This is a genomic window from Xylophilus sp. Leaf220 (assembly GCF_001421705.1).
In the GTDB taxonomy this organism is placed as follows: Bacteria; Pseudomonadota; Gammaproteobacteria; order Burkholderiales; family Burkholderiaceae_C; genus Xylophilus.
The window spans coordinates 416370-440000 of the sequence record NZ_LMKO01000022.1 but is presented as its reverse complement, the minus strand read 5'-3'; the positions used below and the strand labels follow the sequence as shown (position 1 = coordinate 440000).

Annotated in this window: 20 protein-coding genes and 2 rRNA genes (1 of these 22 cut by a window edge); 21 read left to right on the top strand and 1 reads right to left on the bottom strand. The window is 62.2% G+C overall.

Annotated features, from left to right (window positions below):
* The 21 genes from ASE76_RS13940 to ASE76_RS13865 form a co-directional block, all read left to right on the top strand.
* Positions 1–1833 (top strand): 23S ribosomal RNA (locus tag ASE76_RS13940); it begins 1043 nt to the left of the window's first position.
* 130 nt (positions 1834–1963) lie between these two features.
* Positions 1964–2076 (top strand): 5S ribosomal RNA (gene rrf, locus ASE76_RS13935).
* Between the two features lie 206 nt (positions 2077–2282).
* Complete coding sequence (locus ASE76_RS13930) at positions 2283–3056, top strand: type III pantothenate kinase (RefSeq protein WP_055840452.1); 774 nt, start codon at positions 2283–2285, stop codon at positions 3054–3056.
* A gap of 81 nt (positions 3057–3137) precedes the next feature.
* A complete protein-coding gene (gspE, locus tag ASE76_RS13925; RefSeq protein WP_055840530.1) occupies positions 3138–4862 on the top strand; it encodes a type II secretion system ATPase GspE in 1725 nt (574 codons plus the stop codon).
* Positions 4855–6105 (top strand): type II secretion system F family protein, encoded by a 1251-nt coding sequence (locus ASE76_RS13920; protein ID WP_055840449.1) that lies wholly within the window; start codon positions 4855–4857, stop codon positions 6103–6105. Before gspE ends, ASE76_RS13920 begins: the two co-directional genes overlap by 8 nt.
* 23 nt (positions 6106–6128) lie before the next feature.
* Positions 6129–6572, top strand: coding sequence for a type II secretion system major pseudopilin GspG (gene gspG, locus ASE76_RS20130; protein WP_082448508.1), 444 nt, complete (start codon positions 6129–6131; stop codon positions 6570–6572).
* A gap of 12 nt (positions 6573–6584) precedes the next feature.
* Complete coding sequence (locus ASE76_RS20125) at positions 6585–7034, top strand: GspH/FimT family pseudopilin (protein WP_082448507.1); 450 nt, start codon at positions 6585–6587, stop codon at positions 7032–7034.
* Positions 7031–7444, top strand: a complete 414-nt coding sequence (locus ASE76_RS20120; protein WP_082448506.1) for a prepilin-type N-terminal cleavage/methylation domain-containing protein — start codon at positions 7031–7033, stop codon at positions 7442–7444. The genes ASE76_RS20125 and ASE76_RS20120 overlap by 4 nt, the downstream gene beginning before the upstream one ends.
* Entirely contained in the window at positions 7441–8112 is a 672-nt protein-coding gene (locus tag ASE76_RS20115; RefSeq protein WP_082448504.1) for a prepilin-type N-terminal cleavage/methylation domain-containing protein, read from the top strand. The genes ASE76_RS20120 and ASE76_RS20115 overlap by 4 nt, the downstream gene beginning before the upstream one ends.
* Complete coding sequence (locus ASE76_RS13915; protein WP_156362766.1) at positions 8109–8981, top strand: general secretion pathway protein GspK; 873 nt, start codon at positions 8109–8111, stop codon at positions 8979–8981. The genes ASE76_RS20115 and ASE76_RS13915 overlap by 4 nt, the downstream gene beginning before the upstream one ends.
* Entirely contained in the window at positions 8978–10372 is a 1395-nt protein-coding gene (locus tag ASE76_RS20685; protein ID WP_156362764.1) for a PilN domain-containing protein, read from the top strand. Before ASE76_RS13915 ends, ASE76_RS20685 begins: the two co-directional genes overlap by 4 nt.
* Before the next feature lie 14 nt (positions 10373–10386).
* Positions 10387–10932: a type II secretion system protein GspM gene (gspM, locus tag ASE76_RS13910; protein WP_168389258.1), complete on the top strand. Its 546-nt coding sequence runs from the start codon at positions 10387–10389 to the stop codon at positions 10930–10932.
* Positions 10929–11537, top strand: a complete 609-nt coding sequence (locus tag ASE76_RS20680; RefSeq protein ID WP_156362762.1) for a hypothetical protein — start codon at positions 10929–10931, stop codon at positions 11535–11537. Before gspM ends, ASE76_RS20680 begins: the two co-directional genes overlap by 4 nt.
* A gap of 146 nt (positions 11538–11683) precedes the next feature.
* Positions 11684–14077, top strand: coding sequence for a type II secretion system secretin GspD (gene gspD, locus ASE76_RS13900; protein ID WP_168389257.1), 2394 nt, complete (start codon positions 11684–11686; stop codon positions 14075–14077).
* Between the two features lie 16 nt (positions 14078–14093).
* A complete protein-coding gene (locus ASE76_RS13895; RefSeq protein WP_156362760.1) occupies positions 14094–14567 on the top strand; it encodes a hypothetical protein in 474 nt (157 codons plus the stop codon).
* A gap of 402 nt (positions 14568–14969) precedes the next feature.
* Positions 14970–16670 carry a cell surface protein gene (locus ASE76_RS20675; protein ID WP_156362758.1) on the top strand — a complete coding sequence of 567 codons (1701 nt, stop codon included), beginning with the start codon at positions 14970–14972 and terminating at the stop codon, positions 16668–16670.
* 102 nt (positions 16671–16772) lie between these two features.
* Positions 16773–17690, top strand: coding sequence for a peptidylprolyl isomerase (locus ASE76_RS20110; RefSeq protein ID WP_236698437.1), 918 nt, complete (start codon positions 16773–16775; stop codon positions 17688–17690).
* Positions 17691–17756: 66 nt separating this feature from the next.
* Positions 17757–18557 (top strand): ABC transporter permease, encoded by an 801-nt coding sequence (locus ASE76_RS13880; protein ID WP_055840436.1) that lies wholly within the window; start codon positions 17757–17759, stop codon positions 18555–18557.
* 14 nt (positions 18558–18571) lie between these two features.
* Positions 18572–19870 (top strand): ABC transporter ATP-binding protein, encoded by a 1299-nt coding sequence (locus tag ASE76_RS13875; protein ID WP_055840526.1) that lies wholly within the window; start codon positions 18572–18574, stop codon positions 19868–19870.
* Between the two features lie 147 nt (positions 19871–20017).
* Positions 20018–20905, top strand: a complete 888-nt coding sequence (locus tag ASE76_RS13870) for a bifunctional 2-polyprenyl-6-hydroxyphenol methylase/3-demethylubiquinol 3-O-methyltransferase UbiG (RefSeq protein ID WP_055840434.1) — start codon at positions 20018–20020, stop codon at positions 20903–20905.
* Between the two features lie 96 nt (positions 20906–21001).
* The gene (locus tag ASE76_RS13865; RefSeq protein WP_055840432.1) at positions 21002–21598 is read left to right on the top strand and encodes a class I SAM-dependent methyltransferase; all 597 of its coding nucleotides are present in this window, start codon (positions 21002–21004) and stop codon (positions 21596–21598) included.
* Here the strand turns inward: ASE76_RS13865 and ASE76_RS13860 are convergent.
* Positions 21586–23604 carry a tetratricopeptide repeat protein gene (locus ASE76_RS13860; protein WP_055840430.1) on the bottom strand — a complete coding sequence of 673 codons (2019 nt, stop codon included), beginning with the start codon at positions 23602–23604 and terminating at the stop codon, positions 21586–21588. The genes ASE76_RS13865 and ASE76_RS13860 overlap by 13 nt on opposite strands.
* Positions 23605–23631 lie beyond the last annotated feature (27 nt).

Genomic DNA, 23631 nt, shown 5'->3' with positions numbered 1-23631 from the left:
GGATGTTGGCTTAGAAGCAGCCATCATTTAAAGAAAGCGTAATAGCTCACTGATCGAGTCGTCCTGCGCGGAAGATGTAACGGGGCTAAGCCAGTTACCGAAGCTGCGGATGTGCAATTTATTGCACGTGGTAGGAGAGCGTTCTGTAAGCCTGTGAAGGTGCGTTGTAAAGCGTGCTGGAGGTATCAGAAGTGCGAATGCTGACATGAGTAGCGTTAAAGCGGGTGAAAAGCCCGCTCGCCGTAAGCGCAAGGTTTTCTACGCAACGTTCATCGGCGTAGAGTGAGTCGGCCCCTAAGGCGAGGCAGAGATGCGTAGCTGATGGGAAACAGGTCAATATTCCTGTACCGATGTGTAGTGCGATGTGGGGACGGAGAAGGTTAGCTCAGCCAACTGTTGGATATGTTGGTTCAAGCCTGTAGTCGTGCCTGGTAGGCAAATCCGCCGGGCTTAGATGAGGGGTGATAACGAGTCTGCTTGCAGACGAAGTGAGTGATACCCTGCTTCCAGGAAAAGCCACTAAGCTTCAGCTACACACGACCGTACCGCAAACCGACACTGGTGCGCGAGATGAGTATTCTAAGGCGCTTGAGAGAACTCAGGAGAAGGAACTCGGCAAATTGATACCGTAACTTCGGGAGAAGGTATGCCCTCTGTAGGTGAAGCTGTACAAGCCGAGCCGAAAAGGGTTGCAAAAAATCGGTGGCTGCGACTGTTTATTAAAAACACAGCACTCTGCAAACACGAAAGTGGACGTATAGGGTGTGACGCCTGCCCGGTGCTGGAAGATTAAATGATGGGGTGCAAGCTCTTGATTGAAGTCCCAGTAAACGGCGGCCGTAACTATAACGGTCCTAAGGTAGCGAAATTCCTTGTCGGGTAAGTTCCGACCTGCACGAATGGCGTAACGATGGCCACACTGTCTCCTCCTGAGACTCAGCGAAGTTGAAATGTTTGTGATGATGCAATCTCCCCGCGGAAAGACGGAAAGACCCCATGAACCTTTACTGTAGCTTTGTATTGGACTTTGAACGGATCTGTGTAGGATAGGTGGGAGGCTTTGAAGCAGGGTCGCTAGATCTTGTGGAGCCAACGTTGAAATACCACCCTGGTGCGTTTGAGGTTCTAACCTAGGTCCATTATCTGGATCGGGGACAGTGCATGGTAGGCAGTTTGACTGGGGCGGTCTCCTCCCAAAGCGTAACGGAGGAGTTCGAAGGTACGCTAGTTACGGTCGGACATCGTGACGATAGTGCAATGGCATAAGCGTGCTTAACTGCGAGACTGACAAGTCGAGCAGATGCGAAAGCAGGACATAGTGATCCGGTGGTTCTGTATGGAAGGGCCATCGCTCAACGGATAAAAGGTACTCTGGGGATAACAGGCTGATACCGCCCAAGAGTTCATATCGACGGCGGTGTTTGGCACCTCGATGTCGGCTCATCTCATCCTGGGGCTGTAGCCGGTCCCAAGGGTATGGCTGTTCGCCATTTAAAGAGGTACGTGAGCTGGGTTTAAAACGTCGTGAGACAGTTTGGTCCCTATCTTCCGTGGGCGCTGCAGATTTGAGGAAGCCTGCTCCTAGTACGAGAGGACCGGAGTGGACACACCTCTGGTGTATCGGTTGTCACGCCAGTGGCATTGCCGAGTAGCTAAGTGTGGAAGAGATAACCGCTGAAAGCATCTAAGCGGGAAACTCGTTTCAAGATGAGATCTGCCGGGGCCTTGAGCCCCCTGAAGAGTCGTTCTAGACCAGGACGTTGATAGGTCAGGTGTGGAAGCGCAGTAATGCGTTAAGCTAACTGATACTAATTGCTCGTGCGGCTTGACCCTATAACTTTGATCGACATCGTCGAATCAGGGTGTTATGCCAAGTTGACGCATTCAAAAACAAGCCACAAGCTGATTCCAAACTCTATGAATTCGCCGCGCTGTCCCAAAGACAGCGCAGCAACAAGTTATGCCTGATGACCATAGCGAGGTGGTACCACTCCTTCCCATCCCGAACAGGACAGTGAAACGCCTCCGCGCCGATGATAGTGCGGGTTCCCGTGTGAAAGTAGGTCATCGTCAGGCTCCTACAGCCCGTAAAGCCCCCGCATCCCYARGATGCGGGGGCTTTNCTCCGCGCCGATGATAGTGCGGGTTCCCGTGTGAAAGTAGGTCATCGTCAGGCTCCTACAGCCCGTAAAGCCCCCGCATCCCTAAGATGCGGGGGCTTTACCTTTTGCGGCGCGCAGAAATATGGAACCGTGATTTCGCTGGCCGCAGATAATCCGCCTATGACCTTTTTTGCGATCGATGTGGGCAACACGCGTCTCAAGTGGGCGCAGTACGCCAGTGCCCAACCAGGTGCTCGCTTGCTGGCTTATGGCGCGGAGTTCTTGGAAAACATCGAGTTTCTTGCTGAGACACGGTGGCGCCCACTGCAATCGCCCCATAGCGTGTTGGGCTGTATCGTCGCTGGAGAGGGCGTTCGACGCCGCGTCCAAGAGCAACTCGAACTGTGGGACGTGCAACCTCGATGGGTCGCTTCGGCCGCCGAAGCTGCTGGTTTGGTCAATGGTTACGACCATCCATCCCGGCTAGGCGTCGACCGTTGGATCGCCATGATCGGTGCGCGGCAGCGCGTACTGTCCAGCGGCAACCTGCGACCCCTGATCGTCGTGATGGTAGGGACTGCCGTGACGGTCGATGCGGTCAGTGACGAAGGGCGGTTTCTCGGTGGGCTGATCTTGCCCGGGCACGGAATCATGCTCAAGGCGCTGGAATCAGGAACGGCAGGTCTGCACGTGCCTACGGGCGAGGTACAAGTCTTTCCAACCAATACAAGTGATGCACTCACTAGCGGCGGTACATACGCAATTGCCGGTGCTGTCGAGCGCATGATCCAGCATCTGCGCCAACACAGCGGCCAAGAGCCGGTATGCATCATGACGGGAGGCGCGGCATGGAAGATGGCGCCCAGCATGACCCGAACTTTCGAACTGGTCGACCATCTGATATTCGAAGGACTGTTGGCCTTGGCGCACGAGCGGCGCATGCCCGCGGTCTGATGCAAATCAGCGCTGGATCGCCCCCGATAATTCGATTTCCGGCCGCTAGTAGAAGTGCGCACTCACCACCCTATGGACAACATGATTCTTGAAGCGCCTCTCGCAAATCTGACGCCGGCGATCGCGGGCGCGGTGCGACTGGGGGAGATGCTCGTCCAATCCGGGAAGCTCGGCTTGCGAGACCTGGAGCGCGCGTTGGTGGCCCAGCAGGAAATGGGAAACCTGTTGGGCCACGTGCTCGTTCGACTCGGGCTCGTATCGGAGATCGATGTTGCGCGGACCGTTTCCGAGCAACTGCGTATTCCCCTGGTCGCGGCCGACGACTTCCCATCAGTCGCCGCCGAAGTGCCGGGCCTCCAGTCGGAATTTTTGGCGGCCAACAATGTGTATCCCCTTCGGGTGGAGGACGGCCTCCTCGAAGTGGTGATGGCCGTTCCGCAGGATGCCTTCGTCGTCAAGGCATTGCATCTCGCCACAGGGCTGCGGATCCGTGCATTGTTGGGTATCGAAAGCGACATCGAGAAAGCGCTGTCTCAGCTTGCCGAAAACGGCGGGGTTGCTGCAGACGACGAAGCTGTCGAGAGCGACGGTGACTCGGGCGACTTCGTCGAACACTTGAAAGATCTGGCGAGCGAGGCGCCGGTCATCCGGCTGGTGAACACGATCATCGGTCGCGTGATCGACCTGCGCGCTTCCGACATTCACCTCGAGCCCTTCGATGATGGATTGCATGTCCGCTACCGGGTGGACGGCGTGCTATTGGGTGCCGAGGTGCTAGCACCCAAGCACAGCGCGGCCGTCAACTCGCGGGTGAAACTGCTCGCCCATTTGGACATTGCAGAACGCCGGCTGCCGCAGGATGGCCGTATCAAGACCCGTGTGAAGGGACGCGAACTCGATCTCCGCGTATCGACGGTGCCGACCGTGTACGGCGAAAGCGTGGTCATGCGGGTGCTGGATCGCGCCAGCGTGCGCTTCAGCTTGGAAAAAATGGGTTTCGAGTCGGACACGCTCGAGCGTTTCAATACTCTCTTGGCGCGGCCGCACGGAATTCTGCTGGTGACGGGACCGACAGGCTCGGGCAAAACCACCACGCTGTACGCGGCGTTGTCGAAGCTCGATTCTGAGACCCAGAAGATCATCACCGTGGAGGACCCGGTGGAGTACCAGCTGGAGGGAATCAACCAGATCCAGGTGCATCCCCAGATCAATCTGACCTTCGGCAGCGCCCTGCGTTCCATCTTGCGCCAGGACCCCGACATCATCATGATCGGCGAAATGCGGGATGGCGAAACCGCCCAGATCGCGGTGCAATCTGCACTGACCGGGCATTTGGTTCTTTCGACGCTCCACACCAACACCGCCGCCGGCGCCGTGATCCGCATGCAGGACATGGGCGTCGAAAGTTACCTCATCACTTCTTCGGTCAACGGCGTGCTGGCGCAACGCTTGGTACGCACCTTGTGCAAGCACTGCAAAGAGCCCTACCAGCCGAGCGAAGAGCTCCGGCAGAAATCCGGTCTGGCGCGCTTTTGCGATGCGGGCACCACGCTGTACCAAGCGCGGGGATGCGAGCACTGCCGCAACTCGGGCTACCAGGGGCGTACCGGCATCCACGAACTTCTGGCGCTCGACGAGCCGATGCGGCGCGCCATCATCGAAGGCAAGGACGCCGGCCAGCTGAATGCGCTGGCGGCGCAGGCGGGCATGTTGTCGCTGTACCAGGACGGGCTTCGCAAGGTCGTCGCGGGGGTCACCAGCCTGGACGAGTTGATGCGCGTCACGCAGGACCAGGGCGATGCCTGATTTCGCATGGCGGGCCGCCCAGGCCGGCGGACAGATCGTGGAAGGCCATACCAGTGCGGAGACATCGGCACTGGTGATGAAGCAACTTCGTGCGCGCGGCTTGACGCCTCTGCGCATCGACAATGCGGCGGCGGGAAGCGCCGTGGCCGGCGTCGCGCACGCGGCACTCAAGGGCGCCATCGGCCGCAAGCCGCGTGCAGCCCGGGGGCCCGTCACGCAGGTGGACGTGATGGCGTTGACCTCAGAACTGGCGATCATGCTGCGCGCAGGACTTGCGCTCGACAACGCGCTTCGCGTGCTGATCGACATGAGCCACAAGCCATCCGTCGCTGCGCTGCTGCAAGGTACCTTGGACGACGTCAAGGGCGGTACCCCGCTGAGCAAAGCCTTGGCGCGCCATGGCGACCTCTTCGGCGATTTCTACATCAACATGCTGCGCTCCGGAGAGGCAAGCGGCCAGCTGGCTGCCGTGCTGGCAAGGTTGGTGGAGCATATGGAGCGGTTGCGCGCACTGCGCGAAAACGTGGTGTCGGCCACGATCTACCCTGCCATCTTGTTGACCGTGGCGGTGCTGTCCCTCATCGTCATGCTGGGCTTCGTGGTGCCGCAGTTCGAAAAGCTTTTCACGGACATGGGCGATGCGCTGCCGATGCCGACCCGTATCGTCATGATGCTGGGCCACGGTTTCAAAGAGTATGGTCTTCTGATCTTGGTGGGCGGTGCACTCGCAGGCTGGATGCTGGTGCGTTGGCTCAAGTCTCCGAAAGGTAAAAGCTGGTTCCAGTCGAGGCTGTTGCGGTTGCCGGTGCTGGGCCCTTTGCTTTTGAAGTACGAGCTGACACTCTTCTCACGCTCGCTCGGAACTCTGCTGGGCAACGGCGTTCCAATGCTGGCGGCCTTGCACATCGCCACCGATACGGTCGGCAACACTATTCTTCGGAATGCGTTGGCACCGGTGTCGCCCATCGTCAAGGATGGCGGTAAGGTGGTCGATGCGATAGCGGCTACGCGTATCTTCGAACCGTTGGCGATCAACTTGATCCGCGTCGGGGAAGAGACCGGGCGCATCGGCGCGATGATGCTGGAGTTGGCGAATATTTTGAATCGTGATGTGGAAACGGGCATCAAACGCGCGTTGACTTTATTAGAGCCGGCGCTTATTTTGATTCTTGGCTTCCTGATCGCCACTATCATCGTGTCGATCTTGCTGGGCATTCTTTCTATCAATGACCTCGCGGTATGACCCGCGATCGAAAAGGAACGGTAATGGTGCGATTTTCTCAAGGTAAACGCCGCTTCAAGTCGGCGGCTTTAGGATTTACTTTGATCGAGCTCTTGGTTGTTTTGGCAATATTGACAATGCTTGCGGGTTTGGTGGGGCCCCGTGTGTTGGGCATGTTGGGTGGAGCCAAATCCAAAACTGCTGCGGTACAGATTGCGGACATCGAAAAGGGCCTGGACTTGTTCAAGCTTGATGTTGGCCGCTATCCAGCCAATGACGAAGGTCTCAACGCGCTAGCTGCAAAGCCCGGTTCCGCGAACGGTTGGGCAGGTCCATACCTCAAAGGCGGCCTTCCCTCGGATCCATGGGGTCATCCATACAAGTATGCCAATCCTGGCGCAAACGGCGGAATCGACATTATCTCCTTTGGTGCTGATGGTGCGCCAGGCGGTGATGGCGAAAATGCCGACATACGCAATCGCCAGTAATCACATCCCAACGTGATAAAGCAGCGGGGGTTTACGCTGGTTGAGCTGCTCGTAGTTTTTGCGATCGGCGCCCTGATCATCGGGATTGCGCCAGTTGCACTTCAGAGCCTGCGCGAATCCACCGAGTACCGAGATGCTTTGCGGCTGCTGATATCAGATATGCGGCAGGCGCGTTGGCGCGCTACGTCTGAAGGCCGAGAGATGCGTTTCAGCGTCGATTTGAAGCAGCGCATATATGGCATCGAAGGCGGATCGCAGCACCCTCTTGCTCAAGCTCTGACGTTGCGTGCTACGGTTGCCGACCAGGAATTGCAAGCGAATTCGGTTGCGTCCATTCGCTTTCTACCGAGTGGGGGCGCCAGTGGCGGCAGCTTCGATCTCTTGAGGGCTTCCGGAACCGGTGTGCGTGTGCGGGTTGACTGGCTCACCGGGCGTGTCGAGCAAGAGCCGCTAGTGCCATGAGGCGCTTGTCTGCTGCAGGAAGCCAGCGGGGCTTCTCTTTGCTGGAAATGCTGGTGGCCTTCAGCATCATGGCGTTCTCGCTCGCAATGATTTATCGCGTGAGTGGCGGCACGGCACGCAGTGCGGGCGAGCTCGAGCACTACCAACAGGCGGCGTTGCTCGCAGAATCGGTTCTCAATTTGCGCGATACGGTTCCGCCGTCCGGCTGGAATGGGCGCGGCGACTCCGCTGGATTTCGATGGGAAGTCAGGAGTACGCCGTTTCCGACGCCGATCAGCGGGCCTAATGTGCCCTCGCTGCACGAGGTGTCGGTCACGGTTTTGTGGTCCGAAGGTACAGCAGTCAAACGCTACGATCTTTTGACGTTGCGGCCGCAGGCACGACCTGTTCCGGGAGGACGACTGCCATGACGCGGCAGTATGCGCGGCGCGTGTACATGCGCGGTTTCACACTCGTCGAAGTATTGGTGGCGATCACCCTGATGGCACTGGTCATGGTGGCGTTGGGTGCTGCTCTGCGGGGCATGGTGCAGACGGACAATCGCGTGTCGGATCGATTGATGCGAGTGGATGATTTTCGGACCGGCACCGGGTTCTTGAAGACGATTGCTGGGCGCGTATGGGCTCAGAGGGCGATGGCAGTCCAGGGGCAGGGTCAGGCCACGTTCTTTTTTCAGGGTGCGCCTGCGGTAATGACGTGGGTGGGCGTGATGCCGCCACGCTATGGGGCGGGCGGTCGGTATTTCTTTCGTTTGGCAGCTGAACCTTCCGATGGGCGATCGGCTCTGGTCATCCGGTTTATTCCCTGGAGCGACGTTTCGGGATTCCCTGACTGGTCCAAAGCCGATGCACGGGTACTTGCTGCAGACCTCACCGATTTTTCAATTGCGTATGAGGACGATCAGACCGAGCCGCGGCAGTGGGGGCCAGCATGGCCATTCGTCGACCGGCTGCCAGGGCGCATAAACATTCGCGTCACGACGCCCTTGAGTAGCTGGCCGGACCTTGTACTGCCATTACGACAGTTTGGCGGAAGAACCTTGGGCGGCGGTGCGGTTGTGGGCGGCAGCGGATCATGAAGGTGCCATCTCGCTCCGGTCAGGAAGCGCGGTTTCAGAATGGTATGGCGTTGGTCGCCGTGCTTTGGATCACGGCTGCATTGAGCTTGATGCTGACCGGCATGACCGGATCCGTGCGCCAGGAGGTAAGAGCAGCTACTAGCGCGCGACAGTTCGTGGAAGGACGAGCGCAAGGCGAAGCGGCCATCAATATCGTTTTGCAACAGATGGCGGCGCAACCTGCGTCGATCACCCAGCAAGCCGTGGTCGCCGTGCCATACCGTGGCATCAACGTACAGGTACAAGTACTGCCGATGGGCGGACTGATAGACGTCAAGAGCGCATCGCCCGAGCTGCTTCAAGCGCTCTTCGTTATTGCAGGAGGCCTGGCGCCTGGGCCCGCAACCGCTGCTGCTCAGGCAGTGGTTCAATGGCGTACCCGGCCCGGCTCGACTGGTCAGCCGCTGGGTTTGGAGGCGCCGGAAGACCTGATGTTGGTGCCCGGATTTCCCTACGACGTCTATGCTAGGATCGCGCCGCTGATTGCTGCCGGGCAGTCCAGTGGCGGCACGGTCAACCCTTTGAGCGCGCCGAGCGCGGTTCTGCTGGTGCTCGCCAGGGGCAACGCGGCTGTGGCTGCGCGCATCGCCGCCGCGCGAGATGCGCGGCAGGTCGGCATAGACCTCACGCAGCTCGAAGCGTCATTCATCGGCGGCTCGACCTCACGGGCGTATCGCCTTACTGCGAACGTACCGCTGCCAGACGGGGCTGGCATGAGCTTTTCCCAAAGCATCACTTTCCAGGCTTCCGCACAGAGCGAACTCCCGTGGCGCATCCTGCAAAACAGTGGCGCCATTTCGGTGACGCCAGGCACAACTGATCGGTCATGACGCCTCTTTCCCAAGACCTTCGACTTTTCGGCATCGATCTCCGCTCCGGCGTTCAGGGGTTGGCAACACTGTGGGACCAGGTTCTGCGGAGTCCGCCCTTCACCTGGCTCTATACGCCCGCTGCCGTGGCGTTGCTGCGTGCCGATGGCAGTATCCAACGGTGGCAAGACGGCCGAGAAGTTCGCAATTTGGCTGCGGTCAAACCAGTGGGGCGTCCATCATTCCACGCGGTAGAGATAGACGATTCGGTGGTTTTGCGCCATACGGTCACCATGCCGGTCATGCCGCTAGCCCAAGTGTCCGATGCATTGGCGCTCGAGGTTCAGACCATCAGCCCGTTCGCGCCAGACAAGCTGGTATGGGGATGGCAGCTGCGGCCCAGTGCGCGTACCGTGCTTCAACTGGATGTTGCATTGGCGTCGCGCACCCATGTCGAACGGCTGCTTCCCGAAGCTGCGCAGAAGCTTGGTGTGGAGGCGCATAGTCTCGAGGTGTGGGTATTGCCGCTTTCGGCTGCAACCATCTCGGCAGCCGCGCCGCCGCTGGCTCCTATCGTAATGCAAGGATTCGGCGAGACCGCGCGGTCTCGCAATACACGGCTCAGGCAACGGCGTGTCTATGCCCTGCTTGCGTTGAGCGGATTGTTGGCCGCCATGATTGCCCTCACTCCGACGGCGCAACTGTGGCTGAGGGTGCGCGATGCCAACGCCGCTCTTTCGGAAACCCAGAGACGCGCGCAACCCGCTGTATCCGCTCGAGAAAAATTCACCCAGTCTTCCGAGAGACTCAAGAACCTTGAAATTGCCGTAGCCGAAAGCTCCGCGCCATTGAAGGTCCTGGCGCTACTGACCGATGCGCTTCAAGATGACACATACCTACAGACCGTCCAGATCGATGGTGCCAAGGTGTCCATCGCGGGCCTCACCGACAATGCTGCGGCATTGATGAGCCGGTTGGCCGCAACACCTGGGGTTTTGGCACTGCGAGCCCCCCAGGCCGCGACACGGCAGGCAGGTGCATCCAAAGAAACGTTCGGCATCGAGTTTCAGTTGGAGGTCGCAGGATTGCCGGCGCGCTCAGCATCCACCGCAGTTCCGATCGGTGCTGCCGCCCAGGAGCCCGCCGCAGCTTCGCCGCTGCGGATGAACGATGCCGACGAGAGGGCGGCGTCGATCTATCCGCGCGGCCCGACCGCCCCGAGCGGCCCGTCTTTGCCGGCAGGCCCGCCACCCGCGTCCTACTATTCCAAACTTGCACCTGCTGAGCAAGCGCCGGCCCCTGTCAGCGCACCCGCCCCTGTAGAAGAAGGCGCGCCGCGGCGACCCACGGCCACGATCGGCGGAACCGCTCCTGCACCGGTGGCACCGCCTGCTCCGGCCCCTGCTCCCTAACCAGGATTTCATCCGTGTACTTACGTCGTCAGGACCGGCTTGCTTTGCTCGCCATTGGTCTGCTGCTCCTGGTTCCACTTTTGCTGGGTGCCTCGTATTTGTGGACCCGGCATGCCGCTGCGCAAAAAAATCTCGAGCAGCTGGAGCCGCGCTATGCCCGCTTGCTGGGAATCGAGGCTTCGCAAGCTCAACTGGAGCAGGCGGATGCTTCGGCGCGCAACGCCGTTGCCAAGTTCGTCTATCCCGCCTCGCAGGATGGCGCCCAGGCCGGCAACGATGCGCAGCAGAAGATTCGTGACCTGTTTACCGGCGCAAAGCTCGACATCGCCAGCAGCCAGGTGTTGGCAGGTAAGACCGAGGGCGACTTCGAGCGGGTGCCTATCAGCGTGCGGGCCGAGGGCGAGCCATCTGCATTGCAGGCTGCGCTGGTTAGCATCGGCAGTCAGAGCCCGGCGATCCTGATCGACCGGATGACGATCCAGGGCAGTAGCTATCTTCGCGCCGACGCTACCCGGTTGACCATGCAGTTTTCCTTTTCGGTATTGCGTGCCCGCTCATGAGCACTCGTTCTTTTCAGCGCTTCCAGGCCAGAGCGCCACAGCTGCTCATGGCGTTGCCGGTCGTGTTGGCCGTACTGCTATTGGCATTGTGGCTGCGCCCCAACGGTACGCTGCGCAATGCGCAATGGAAAGCACCGGCGCCGTTACGCCCGGATCTATCGCAAGCGGGTGCGGGTACCGTCCTGGAGAGGATGCAGCCACCCAGCGCGGGCCAGTATGCGGCGATCCTGGAGCGCCCCCTGTTCTCCTCGACGCGTCGTCCACCTCCCCCAAAGCCTGTCGAAAAAACCAATGCGGCACCTTCAGCACCCGACGCGTTGGCGACGACCCGCATCTACGGCACCTTCGTGGTTGCCGGAGCGAGCGGCATCATTGCCGATGTGGGCGGCAAACCACGCCGCATCCTGGCCGGCGGAATGTTGGGCGACTGGAAGGTCGCATCCATCGTCGACCGTGACATCACTTTCGTTCGCGGGGCCGAAACCCGTGTCATCAAGTTGCTGCGTGCCAAACCCGGGGTACAGGGCGCTGCCGCATTCGACCATAGCAATGCCCGTCCTGCCACGATGCAGTGGGGCAACGGCCGCACGGGGCCACCCCCGTAGCCCTAAGGGTTCGGGTCCCAACGCTTTTCTTCCCGCGTCATTTCACAAGAGAGTGCTGCCCCAGGCCGTGCTTCTTCATATCACGTATGAATCAAATTCGAAACGCTACGCTGACCGCACTGGTCGCTGCCGTATGCCACAGCGCCATGGCACAGATGCCGGATGCGCTGCAGCAACAACAGCAACTTTCAGCCGATCCCGGAGCCGTCTCCACTGCCGCCGGCGAGCTGTTGTCCATGCCGGGCGCCCTGCCGCCTGCAGCGCCACCTGCAGCGGCACCGGCACCACCGACGAACGAGCCCCGCATCCTGCGCGGCACCGACCGCGTCATCGCAGCGCCGCGCCCCGTCACCCGCGCCATTGCCGGCGCGCCCAGCAGCTTCAAGTTCGAGGATGCGCCTATTGCCGAGGTGGCCAGCGTCATCCTGACCGAGATCGCCAAGGCCGAAGTGGTGTTCCATGGCCAGGTGACCGGCTCGGTCACGATTGCCACCCGCCAGGCGGTAAGCCCCGACCAGGCCGTCTTTCTGCTGGAAACGGCCTTGCAGGCCAACGGGCTGGTGATGGCCCGCGACGCGCGCGGCACGTACCACATCGGCAAAGCCGAAGCGCTGCGGGGCATCGTGTCGGCGCCGCGCCAGGCATCGAACGGTGTGCTGCCGCCGGGCTCGGGTTCTATCGTGGTACCGCTTCAGTTCATCGGCGCGGCCGAGATGGCGGCGATCCTGAGGCCCATCGCCGGCGCCGATGCGCTGATCCGCGTCGATCCTGTCCGCAACCTGCTCGTGATGGCGGGCACTCGCACCCAGGCCGAGGGCTGGCTCGACATCGTCAACACCTTCGACATCGACCTGCTCAAGGGCATGTCGGTCGGCGTGTTTCCACTCAAGTACGCGTCAGTGGCCGAAGTTGAGGCAGCGTTGCAGGTGATCAATGGGGGAGGACGTCCAGCTGCTGCTCCTGCGCCAGGACGAGGAGGAACTGCTAGTACCGCTCCTGCGGCCAGCAGCAATGCGAGCGCTGCTGCTGCCGCTGCTGATGGCGGTACCAGCGCACTTTTCGGCGGTGTTCGTGTGATGCCGATAGAGCGCATCAACAGCATTCTTGTCGTGTCGCCCCGAGCATCGGCGCTGGATGAAGCGCGGCGCTGGATCGAAAGACTGGACAGGCCCAACAGCAACAGTACCGAGCCGCAGCTCAATGTCTATGGTGTTCAGAACGGTAATGCGCGCCATCTGGCTACCGTTTTGACTGGAATCTATGGTGGCAGTAGCAACAATGCCACAGGCGGCAACGGCATCGCCCCGGGTTTGGGTAGTTCAAGCGGGGCGACGGGCGGATTTGGTACGAGCAACAGTGGCTTTGGCAATACGGGTGGTTTTGCAAACGCGGGTGGAAACAGCTTCAACACTGGTAGCAACAGTTTTGGGAGCGGCAGCGGAGGCTTTGGTGGCGGCTCTGGCTTCGGCGGTAGCAGCGGCTTCGGAAATACCGGAAACGCATTTGGTGGCAATAGGAGCAGCGGTAACCAAACAGGCGTGAGCGCGACCGCCCTCGAAAACGGCGTGAGGGTGATCGCAGACGAGGTCAACAACTCGATCTTGGTCTACGCCACGGCGAGCGAGTTTGCGAAGATCGAGGCCACATTGAAGCGGCTGGACGTTCGTTCTGCGCAGGTTCTGATCGAGGCCAGCATCATTGAGGTGACCCTGAAAGACGAACTCCAGTATGGACTCGAGTGGTTCTTTAAGAACAGCGGGGCCTACCAGGGGCAGGGTTCGTTGGGTGGTGTGCCAACTCTTGCAACCGCAACCCCTGCAGCGGTAGCGGGCGGATTTGCCTACTCTTTGGGGCGCACTGCTCAGGACGTTAGTGTTGTTCTGACCGCGCTTGCCAAGAAGGATTTAGTAAAAGTGATCTCCAGCCCGTCGCTGATGGTGCTGGACAACCAGACCGCATCGATCGTTGTGGGTGACCAAGTTCCTATCCAGACCGGTACTACTGTCAGCTCAACCGGGTTCGCCACTACGAATATTCAGTACAAGGACACAGGCGTGCAGCTGCAGGTCATGCCGTCGGTCAATGCGGGTAATGTAGTGACGATGCTGCTTACGCAGGCCGTTACCGATGTAGGGACCACCACCACCCCGACCTTCAGGCAACGCCAGATCACGAGCAAGGTTGCTGTACGCTCAGGCGACGCGTTGGTGCTGGGAGGGCTGATCCGCGACAACACCACCAACGGGCGCACAGGTATTCCATTCTTGAAAGACCTTCCCGTGGTGGGCGCAGCATTCAGTGCGACCAGCAGAGTGCTCGATCGGACGGAACTGGTCGTGATCCTTACCCCTCGGGTCGTTCGCTCCGATGAAGACATTCGAGAAGTCGGCACCGAGATGCGCGACCGGATGAAGGGAATTTTTCAGGACGACCGCCTCTCCAACCGCGGCCGTGCACCTGCCGGTGCGCTGGATCCCAAAGTCGAGCAAGCTCCTGGCGTCTCCTTGCTGCCAGCAGCGGGCACGAGTGCTCCCAACTAAGTGAAAGTGAACAGCCATGCAACTGTCCAACAACAAGAACCAGTCTGCTTTTGCAGCTTCATCGACTCCAGTGCGTGCGGCAAAGGCCGCCTCCCGGCTGGCCCTAGCGGGTGCAGGCGTTGCGATCCTGCTGAGCGGATGCGCCTCTCTGTCGCCCAAGACCACCGAAGAAGTCGTGGCACAGCGTGCCAACGAGCGCTGGAACCTGATGCGCGCGGACAAGTTCGAGTCGTCCTACGAGTTCACTGCCCCTTCGTACAAGGCTGTCAAGGATGCCAAGTCTTATCGCAGCTTGTATGGTTCAGCTTCTGCCTGGACCGATGCGAAGGTGGCGAAGGTGGAGTGCAGTTCCGACGCGGCCTGCAATGTGGTGATGGAGATCACCGTCAGGAACGTGTCGCCCATGCGTGGCGCACCGACCCTGACCACTGCGATCGACGAAAGCTGGGTCAAGGAAGGCAACCGCTGGTACTTCCTGCCGCGGTTGTAGATAGCTCTCTATATGTAAGAAAAAGCCGGATCTCTGTAAGGAAGCCGGCTTTTTTGTTTGCACTGGCCGGTCTTACGCTTACATACGGCAAGTATTTGGCGCAATTGCACAAAAAACGTTTGACCTCGCAGGGGCGTGCCGCTACGCTTCGCACCGCTCTCGTCGAGACGTGACTGCGTTAGGGAGGGCATTGCTGCTAGCTTGCGCGTGGGCGACCTGCATCATCTGGCTTGTGCCATATGGGAGGTCTCGACCTCTCCGGCAAACCCAGGCGTTGCAATGACCCAACACAAGAGGAGCGGCCTGCCAAAAGTTCTTTGGCACCAAGCTCCCCCTGCTACCATCTCGTGGCGTACACGCTCTTTGTAGTTGCGCTTACCAACTTTTTCCATGGAGTTATTAATGAAGAAGAATCTTCTGTCTCTGAGCATCGGTGCAGCAGTCGCTGGCCTGACGCTTGCCGGCGCAGCCAACGCAGCCGTGTCGATCTCCGGTACCGGCCCACTCTCGGCCAACACCTTCACCGCCACGACCGCTGGCGCTACGCTCGAACTGAATCCAGGCGGCATCGGCCACATCGGCGTGATTCCTTACTTCAGCACGCAGAACGGCAACCAAACGCTGTTCAGCATCACCAACTCCGACACCGTCAACGGCAAGGCAGTCAAGGTGCGCTTCCGTTCGGCCGCCAACTCCGACGACATTTTCGACTTTACGCTGTTCCTGTCGCCTGGCGACATCTGGACCGCCAACATCAGCCGTGATCCAACCACCGGAACCTCGCGTCTGGTGACGACCGACAACTCGTGCACGCTGCCTGGCATCGCTGCTCTGAACCGCGGTTTTGTGGACGCACGTCTGCCTGCAGGTTTCACCGCAGCCCAGAAGGCTGAGTGGACCCGTGAAGGCTACGTCGAAGTTCTGACGATGGCTGACATTCCGCCTACCGCCGGTACCGCTGCCGCTCCTGATCTGTACTACGCGACGAAGCACGTCGGTGGCGTCGCTCCTTGCACCGACAGCGTTCTGAGCAAGCTGACGGTTCCTGCGAACTTTGCTGACGAGGCTTCGGCACGTGCGCTTGGTTTCGACACCCCGTCGACCGGCCTGTACACCAACGCATTCATCATCAACACGGCCAACGCGTTCCTGTCGTGGTCGAATGAATCGACTGCTGTGCAAGCGGTGACCGCTGCTACCGGCGTGGCTGCACGTGGCCGTTTCGTGTTTGCTGCACAAACCAACGACGCTGTCCAGACGACGGCAGCTAACCTGCTGACGGCTGATCCGCTGCTGGTTGGTGGTTTCAGCACCAACGGTGGTGTGGTTGCTGCAACCGTTCCACCTCTGGAATTCGACTTCCCTGATCTGTCGACCCCATACACCGGTACGGCGCCTCTGGCCACTACTGGCACGGGTTCGCCGGCTGCTCAGGCTACCCGCCTGTCAGGTTCGTTGGCTACGACCAGCGTCAAGAACGACTACAGCACCTTGGCAGCCATCGGCTCGAAGACGGACTTCACGTTCTCGTTGCCTACCCGTCGCTATCACGCTGTGGTTAGCTACGTTGGCGCGCCAAATGGTATTGGTGGCGGAGCACCAGTTGCTGGCCCGATCGCGGTTTATAGCACTGCCCCTACCTTCACGGGCCGTACGTTCTTCATCGCAAGCAACACTAGCTTGCAGGGTAACCTGCTGTGCGTGAATACCGGTTCTGCCGCTCCGGTAACGGCATTTGACCGTTCGGAGCGCACCGTGACCACGGGTAACGGCGCTGTCGTTTCTCCAGGTACTGGCACGGCACCGCTGAGCTTCTGCGGTGAAGTCAGCGTGCTTACCATCAACGGCAATGCTTCCAACCCAGCCGGCAACGGCGTGTTGGGCGCAGCGGTCGCTGCCAAGGACGTGTTCACCAGCTACCAAGAAGGTTGGCTGACCATTGCAACGCCTGGTCCATTCGTGGATGCCGGCAATGCAGGCGGTCTGCCAGTTCTGGGCTCGGCTTACACCAGCGCCATCGGTTCGCCAGCCAACGGCGTGTCGACCAACTACAGCTGGGCTTTCAAGCACAAGACCACGCCTTCGCTGGTTGCCAACCCTTAATTGGGTTTGAGGATTACCCGGTTCGCCGAGTAGCATGAAAGGGCGGGAGGATTCTCCCGCCCTTTTTTTTTGTGGAACGCTTTTGTGCCTGTGCGACTCCGTATGGGTATCTCCATTTTTTTCAGCAAGCACATGACTGTTTCTGTTCGCCGCGCGGTTCCTCTCTTGTCTATGGTGGCATTTGCCGCGTTGTCATCCACGGCATGGGGCCAGCAGGTTGTTGTGACCGGCTCCTCCGGAATCAAAATCACCGAGCAGGACATCCAGGCTGATGCGCTTCGCGTGCCGGATGCTGCGCGTGCCACGGTGTTCGGCAAAGCTTCCAATGTCTCCACTGCCGCGACCAACCTCTACACGCGGCGTTTGTTGGCACAAGAGGCGGAAAAGAGCGGACTGGCCGGTGACCCGCAGGTTGCGGCGGCCTTGCAGATTGCCCGTGACAAAGTACTGTCGGACGCGCGTATCGCACAGATGGATGTCGATGTATTGCCTGCAGATGCCAAGAAGCTGGAAGCGTTGGTCGAGTTGCAGTACAAAGCAAATCCTGAGGCTTACAGGATTCCCGAGCAGCGTCGACTGCGGCATGTTCTGATACCCATCGATGCCCCGGATGCCGAGGCCACTGCTGCGAAGATACTCGCTGACCTTAAGGCTGGCGCTGATTTCGAACAATTGGCCAAAGCCCAGTCCAAGGATCCAGGTAGTGCGGCCAAAGGCGGCGATCTGGGATTTGTTCAGCGCGGAAATACCGTTCCACCTTTTGACCAAGCTGCTTGGGCCCTCAGCAAGCCTGGCGACCTGTCACCTGTAGTCAAGACTACCTACGGATACCATGTGATCCGTCTGGAAGAAGTGAAGCCGGCTTCCCTCAGGCCGTTTGCGGAGGTGAAACCTGAAATGATGGCAAAAGCGCGTGCAAAGCTGGTCGAAGATGCACGGGCAGCCAAATTCCAGAACTTGATGCAGGGTGCCAAGGTCGACGATCAGGCCGCAGAAGCCGTGTCTGCAAAATTTCGTTGATTCCGCCGCTATGGGTGTATGAGGCTCGCCTTCCTGGGTCGGCGCGCTGTCCTTTGAAATGACACGATGAGTGCTTTGCTGATGGATGCGCGAGCCCTCTGGCGCGCGCGCGCACTCGTGGCGGTCATGACCCGCCGCGAAATCTCCGCCCGCTACGCCGGGGCCGCCGGCGGCATCGCCTGGGCCTATGTCCAGCCGCTGCTCACCGTCGCGGCCTACTTCCTGGTCTTCGACGTCGTCTTCGCAATGCGCCTGGGCGAAAACGCGCCGACCCACCGCGTCGGTGCCTACCTGATCGTCGGCTCGCTGCCGTGGATGGCGTTCTGCGACACCATCGGCCGCACGATGAACAGCCTGCTCGACGCGGGCAGCGTGCTGCAGAAGAACGCGCTGCCGCCGGTGCTGTTCGTGGCCCGCTCGGCGCTGGCCAGCAGCGTGGTCTACGCACCGCTGATCCTGCTGCTCGCGGTCGGCTACATCCCTTCGCACCATTTCAGCATCGCCCTGCTGGCGCTGCTGCCCTTGCTGGCGCTGCAGCTGATGCTGTGCCTGGTGCTGGGTTATTTGCTGGCCATCCTGGCCGCGGCGCTGCGCGATACGGTGCAGGTGGTCGGTTTCCTGCTGTCGGTGGGCATCTTCTTGTCGCCGGTGCTGTTCCCGATGACGCTGTTCCCGGCCGCCTGGCGCTGGGTGCTGTACCTCAACCCGATGACGCCGCTGGTGCTGGGCTACCAGAACGTGCTGCTGCAGGGCGCCTGGCCCGAGTGGACGACCTGGGCCGGCGCCGGCGCCTGGTGGCTGGTGGCGACGGCGCTGCTGGCGCTGGCGGTGCGGCGCAGCCGCGAACAACTGGTGGACTGGCTGTGAGCGACGCCCGCGCGATGGATCTATCTCCTGCCACCACCCCGGCAGAGGCAGCCGACGCCGGCCCGGCCGTGCTGCGGCTCGACGGCGCCGGCAAGGAGTACCGGCTGTACGCCTCGCCGCGCGACCGGCTGAAGGCGCTGCTGACCGGCCGCCGCTACCACCGCAGCCACTGGGCGCTGCAGGACGTGTCGTTCGCCCTGCACCGGGGGCAGTGCCTGGGCGTGATCGGCGACAACGGCGCCGGCAAGAGCTCGCTGCTCAAGCTGCTGGCCGGCACGATGCAGCCCACCACCGGCAGCGTGAGCCGCGTCGGCCGGGTCACCGCCATCCTGGAGCTGGGGGCGGGCTTCCACCCCGATTTCACCGGGCGCGACAACCTGTACTTCGCAGGCAGCCTGATCGGCATCGCCCAGGCCGAGATGCAGCGGCTGGAAGCGGGCATCGTCGAGTTCGCCGAACTGGGCGAGGCGATCCACCGGCCGGTCAAGACCTATTCCTCGGGCATGGCGGTGCGGCTGGCGTTCGCGCTGGTCACCGCCATCCAGCCCGACGTGCTGATCATCGACGAGGCCCTGGCCGTCGGCGACCAGCATTTCCAGAAGAAGTGCATCGAGCGCATTACCGCCTTCCGCAAGGCGGGCTGCACCATCCTGTTCTGCTCCCACAGCCCGTACCACATCCGCCACCTGTGCGACGTGGCGCTGTGGCTCGACGGCGGACGGGTGCGCGAGTTCGGGCCCACCGAGCCGGTGCTGGGCGCCTACGAGATGCACACCCGGCTGCGCAATGCGCAGGACGGGCTGAACGAAGACCTGTCGCTGCCGGCGCAGGCGATGGTCGCGGCCAGCACGGGGGAGGGCGAGGCATCGCCGCCCTCGGCCGCGCCCCTGCCGCCGGTCGCCAAGCCTGAGGGCGCCGCCCGCATCGTCTCGCTCACCCTGGCCGACCTGGCCCCCGGCGAGCCCGGCCTGCTGGAGAGCCGCGACCTGGTCGCGACGATCGTGGTGCGGGGCAGCGGCAGCGAGCGGCCGAACGTCGGCTTCATGCTGGAGCAGTCGCGCGGCTCGGGCATCACCTCGCTGGCCACCCACGAGGAGGGCGCCGTGCCGGTCTCGCTGGGCGACGGCCTGTGGCGCTCGGTGCTCACCTTCCCCGAGCTGCCGCTGCACAGCGGCGAGTACGTGGTGAGCGCCTTCCTGTTCGACGAGAGCGGGCTGATCGTCTACGACGAATGGCTGCGCACCCTGCATTTCCGCTTCGTGTCGCCGACGCTGATGCCCGGGCTGGTGCGGCTGCCGCACCGCTGGGAATGAGCCCACGGCCCTGTGTTTGCCAGGTGCTATAAAAACAATAGCTAGAGGCCGGCGCGGTACGCCGGCTACAGCCACTTTTTGCTTGAATATGACCATGCAACGGCTTTTCGATGGCCATCCGATCGACCGATCCACATGGGGTGCCCGATGACGTCGGGCGTCCAAATCCGCACCCCGGCCGAGTGGCTCGCGTGGGGGCAGGAGCGGCTCGCCGCCGGCGACACCGCCGAAGCCGGCGACGCGCTGCGCCATGCGCTGCAGTCCCGGGACACCCGGCTGGCGGCGCACAACATCATCGAGCGCCACGGCCTGGCCGACGCGTTCGGCTCGTGGATGGGCTGCCCCTGCGAGATCGCCCCGGCCGACGACATCTTCCGGTTCTTCGAGAACCATCCGCTCAGCAGCAACCCACTGCGCGATTACCTGGCCGACGGCTGGCGCACCTTGTCGGAGCTGATGCTCCTGCTGGAGACGGTCGATCGGCCGCTGCTCAGGACCGGCAGCTTCCTGGAGTTCGCCAGCGGCCATGGCCGCTTCACCCGGCACCTGGTCAAGGTGCTGGGCGCCGACAAGGTCACCGCCAGCGACGTGGTACCCGACGCGGTGGAGTTCGCCCGCAGCGCCTTCGGCGTGGCGGGGCTGCAGTCGTCCACCGACCCGGCCGCCGTGGCGTGGCCGCGCACCTACGACGTGGTTTTCGTGCTGTCGCTCTTCAGCCACCTGCCGCGCCGCACCTGGGGTGCCTGGCTGCGCCGGCTGTTCGACGCGGTGGCGCCGGGCGGTGTGCTGGTGTTCTCGACGCACGGCGCCGATGCGGTGCGGCGCCAGGGCGTGCAGTGGGACGAGGAAGGCTTCTTCTTCGCCTCGGCCAGCGAGTCGCAGGCGATCGACGTGGCCGACTACGGCACCGCGTTCACCTCGACCGCCTTCGTCCGGGCGCGCATCGCCGAGCAGATTCCGGAAGGCCGCCTGCTGCATGTCGCGCCCCAGCATTTCTGGCACCACCAGGATGCCTACGTGATCGGCAAGGCCTAGCCGCGCGGCGTTGAACCTCTTTGCCCGCTGCCGCCCGGGGTGGCGCGGGATGGCTCCCTACAATCCAGGTCCGCCTGTTTCCCCGAAGTTTTTCTCATGCACAAGAGTTCCCTGGAACACGTCGAGCGCCTCGTGGGCCGCTACCTGACGGACCGGCCTGCGCTGAAGGTCATCGACATCGGGAGCTACGATGTCAACGGCAGCTACAAGCAGTTCTTCAGCCTCCCGAACTGGGCCTACACCGGCGTCGACCTGGCCGCCGGGCCGAACGTGGACGTGGTGCTGCAATCGCCCTACCGCCTGCCGTTCGCCAGCCACTCGCAGGACGTGGTCGTCTCGGGCCAGGCGTTCGAGCATGTCGAGTTCTTCTGGCTGACCTGGCTGGAGATGACGCGGGTTCTCAAGCCCGGCGGCCTGATCTTCCTGATGGCGCCCTCGCGCGGTCCCGAGCACCGCTACCCGCAGGATTGCTGGCGCTTCTACCCCGACGGCTACCGGGCGCTGGCCAAGTACGCGGCGCTGGAACTGGTCGAGGTCTCGACCGACTGGGAGCCGCATGCCGACCCCGACAGCGCGCCCTGGGGCGACACGGTCGGCGTTTTCCGCCAACCGCCGATGTCGGCCGTCACCCGGCTGCGCCGTTCGGCGATGCAGCAGCTGCGCTATCTGCTGTTGCCAGGCTACCGCGCCTGAGGCGCTTCGCTGCCCGCAGCGATGGGCGCGATGCGCAGGTGGTCGGGGGAAAGGCCCCGGCAGTGGCGGTTCCACATCTGGCAATAGGCCGCTTCCAGGTGGCGGGCAAAGCGGGCGGTGTCGAACAGCGGCGCTTCCGCAAGCGCTGCTCGCAGCCGCTCGCGCAGGCCGGCCAGCACCGCGGGCTGGGTGGCCAGCCGCTCGGCCAGGGCCTCGTACTCCGCCGGCGTGGTCGTGACCAGTTCCGGCAGGCCGACCGCGTGCAGCAGGCTGGCCGCCACGCGTGCGGCGAAGGTTTCGCCCTGCAGCGTCAGGACCGGCACGCCTGCCCATAGCGCATCGCTGGCGGTGGTGTGGGCGTTGCAGTGGAAGGTGTCGATGAACAGGTCCGCCTGCCGGCAGCGGGCCAGGTGGTCGGCCAGTTCCATCTTGCGGGCGAAGACCAGCCGGTCGGCCGACACGCCGCGCCGTTCGGCTTCCTGCCGCAGGTTCGCCACGGCGGTGTCCTTGTCGTGGAACAACCAGAGCACGCTGCCGGCGACGCGCTGCAGCAAACGCATCCACGCATCGAACACGTCCGGCGTGATTTTGTAGCTGGCGTTGAAGCAGCAGAAGACGAACCCGTCGTCCGGCAGGCCCAGTTCGGCGCGCGGCGGCGTGCGGTCGGCGATGCGGCGGTGCCGGTCGTTGACCTGGTAGCTCTCGGGCAGCCAGGCGAGTTTCTCCGCATAGAAGCCCCGGTGGCTGGGCGGCACCACCCGTTCGTCGGCGATCAAATAGTCGATGCAGTCCGTGCCGGCGGTGCCCGGATAGCCCAGGTAGGCGACCTGCACCGGCGCGGCACGCTGCAGGAAGATACCGATGCGACCATCGTCGGTGAAACCTTTCAGGTCGACCGCGATGTCGATGCCGTCCTGGCGCGCCAGTGCCATGGCCTGGGCATCGGTGAGGTGGCCGATCTCGACGAACCGGTCGAAGGCCCGCTCCATCCGGTCGCGCATCGCGCCTTCGCCGGGAGGGCCGAACGAATAGGCGACGATCTCGAAGCGGCTGCGGTCGTGCAGCTCGATCAGGCCCGCCATCAGGTAGGCGGTGGCATGGCTGTGGAAGTCGGCCGAGTAGTATCCGATGCGGATTTTGTGGTGTGCCGAGGCTGCCGGTGGTGGAAAAGGCAGGGGAGGGGAACGATGTGCCGCCTGCGTTTTCTCCTGCGCGCAGTTCTGGGCGCAGCGCAGTTGCTGGGCAGGCGTGCAGGGCAGCGCCACCAGGTCGAAAGGTTGCGCTACCGGCTCGCCGCGACCGACGGCGTCGAGCAGCGCCGCCGTGCGGTCGGCCCAGCCGTCCCATGCGCACAGCTGCATGCGCAGGTGCAGCACGAGGCCTTGCAGGTAGGGTGTACCCGGTCGCAAAGCCTGCGCATGAACGAAGTCGGCCAGCGCCTCTTCGGTGCGGCCGAGCTTGACAAGCAGGTTGCCCCGGTTGACAAGACCATCGTGGTGGTTGGGGTCGAGCGCCAGGCAGCGATCGAAAGCGTAAAGTGCCGCCGGCGAGCGCCGCAGCCCGACATAGGCCAGTCCCAGGTTGCTGCAGTGGCCGGCCACCCCGGGCTGGAGCGTCCGGGCCTGCTCGAAGTCGACCACGGCCTCGGCAAACCGGCGCTGTTGGAGCAGGATGGTGCCGCGGTTGTAGTGGGCGACCGCATGCTGGGGGTGCAGGGCGATGGCACGGTCGTAGGCGGCCAGGGCCTCGTCGTGCCGATGAAGTGCGGCGAGCACCTTGCCCAGGTTGTTATGCGCGCCTGGGTCCTGCGGGGCGAGTGCGATCGCCTGTTGCAGCAGTTCCAGCGCCGCGGCCGGGCGCTGCTGCTGGGCGGCCAGGACACCCAGCATCTGCAGGACCAGCGGGTGTCTGGGATGCACCTGCAGGACATCGCGGTAGATGGTTTCGGCCTCGGCCAGCAGGCCCTGCTGCTGGCGTTGGATGGCCGACCGCAGACGCTCTTGCAAGGCATCTGCCGAAAGCGGCGTCGGCGT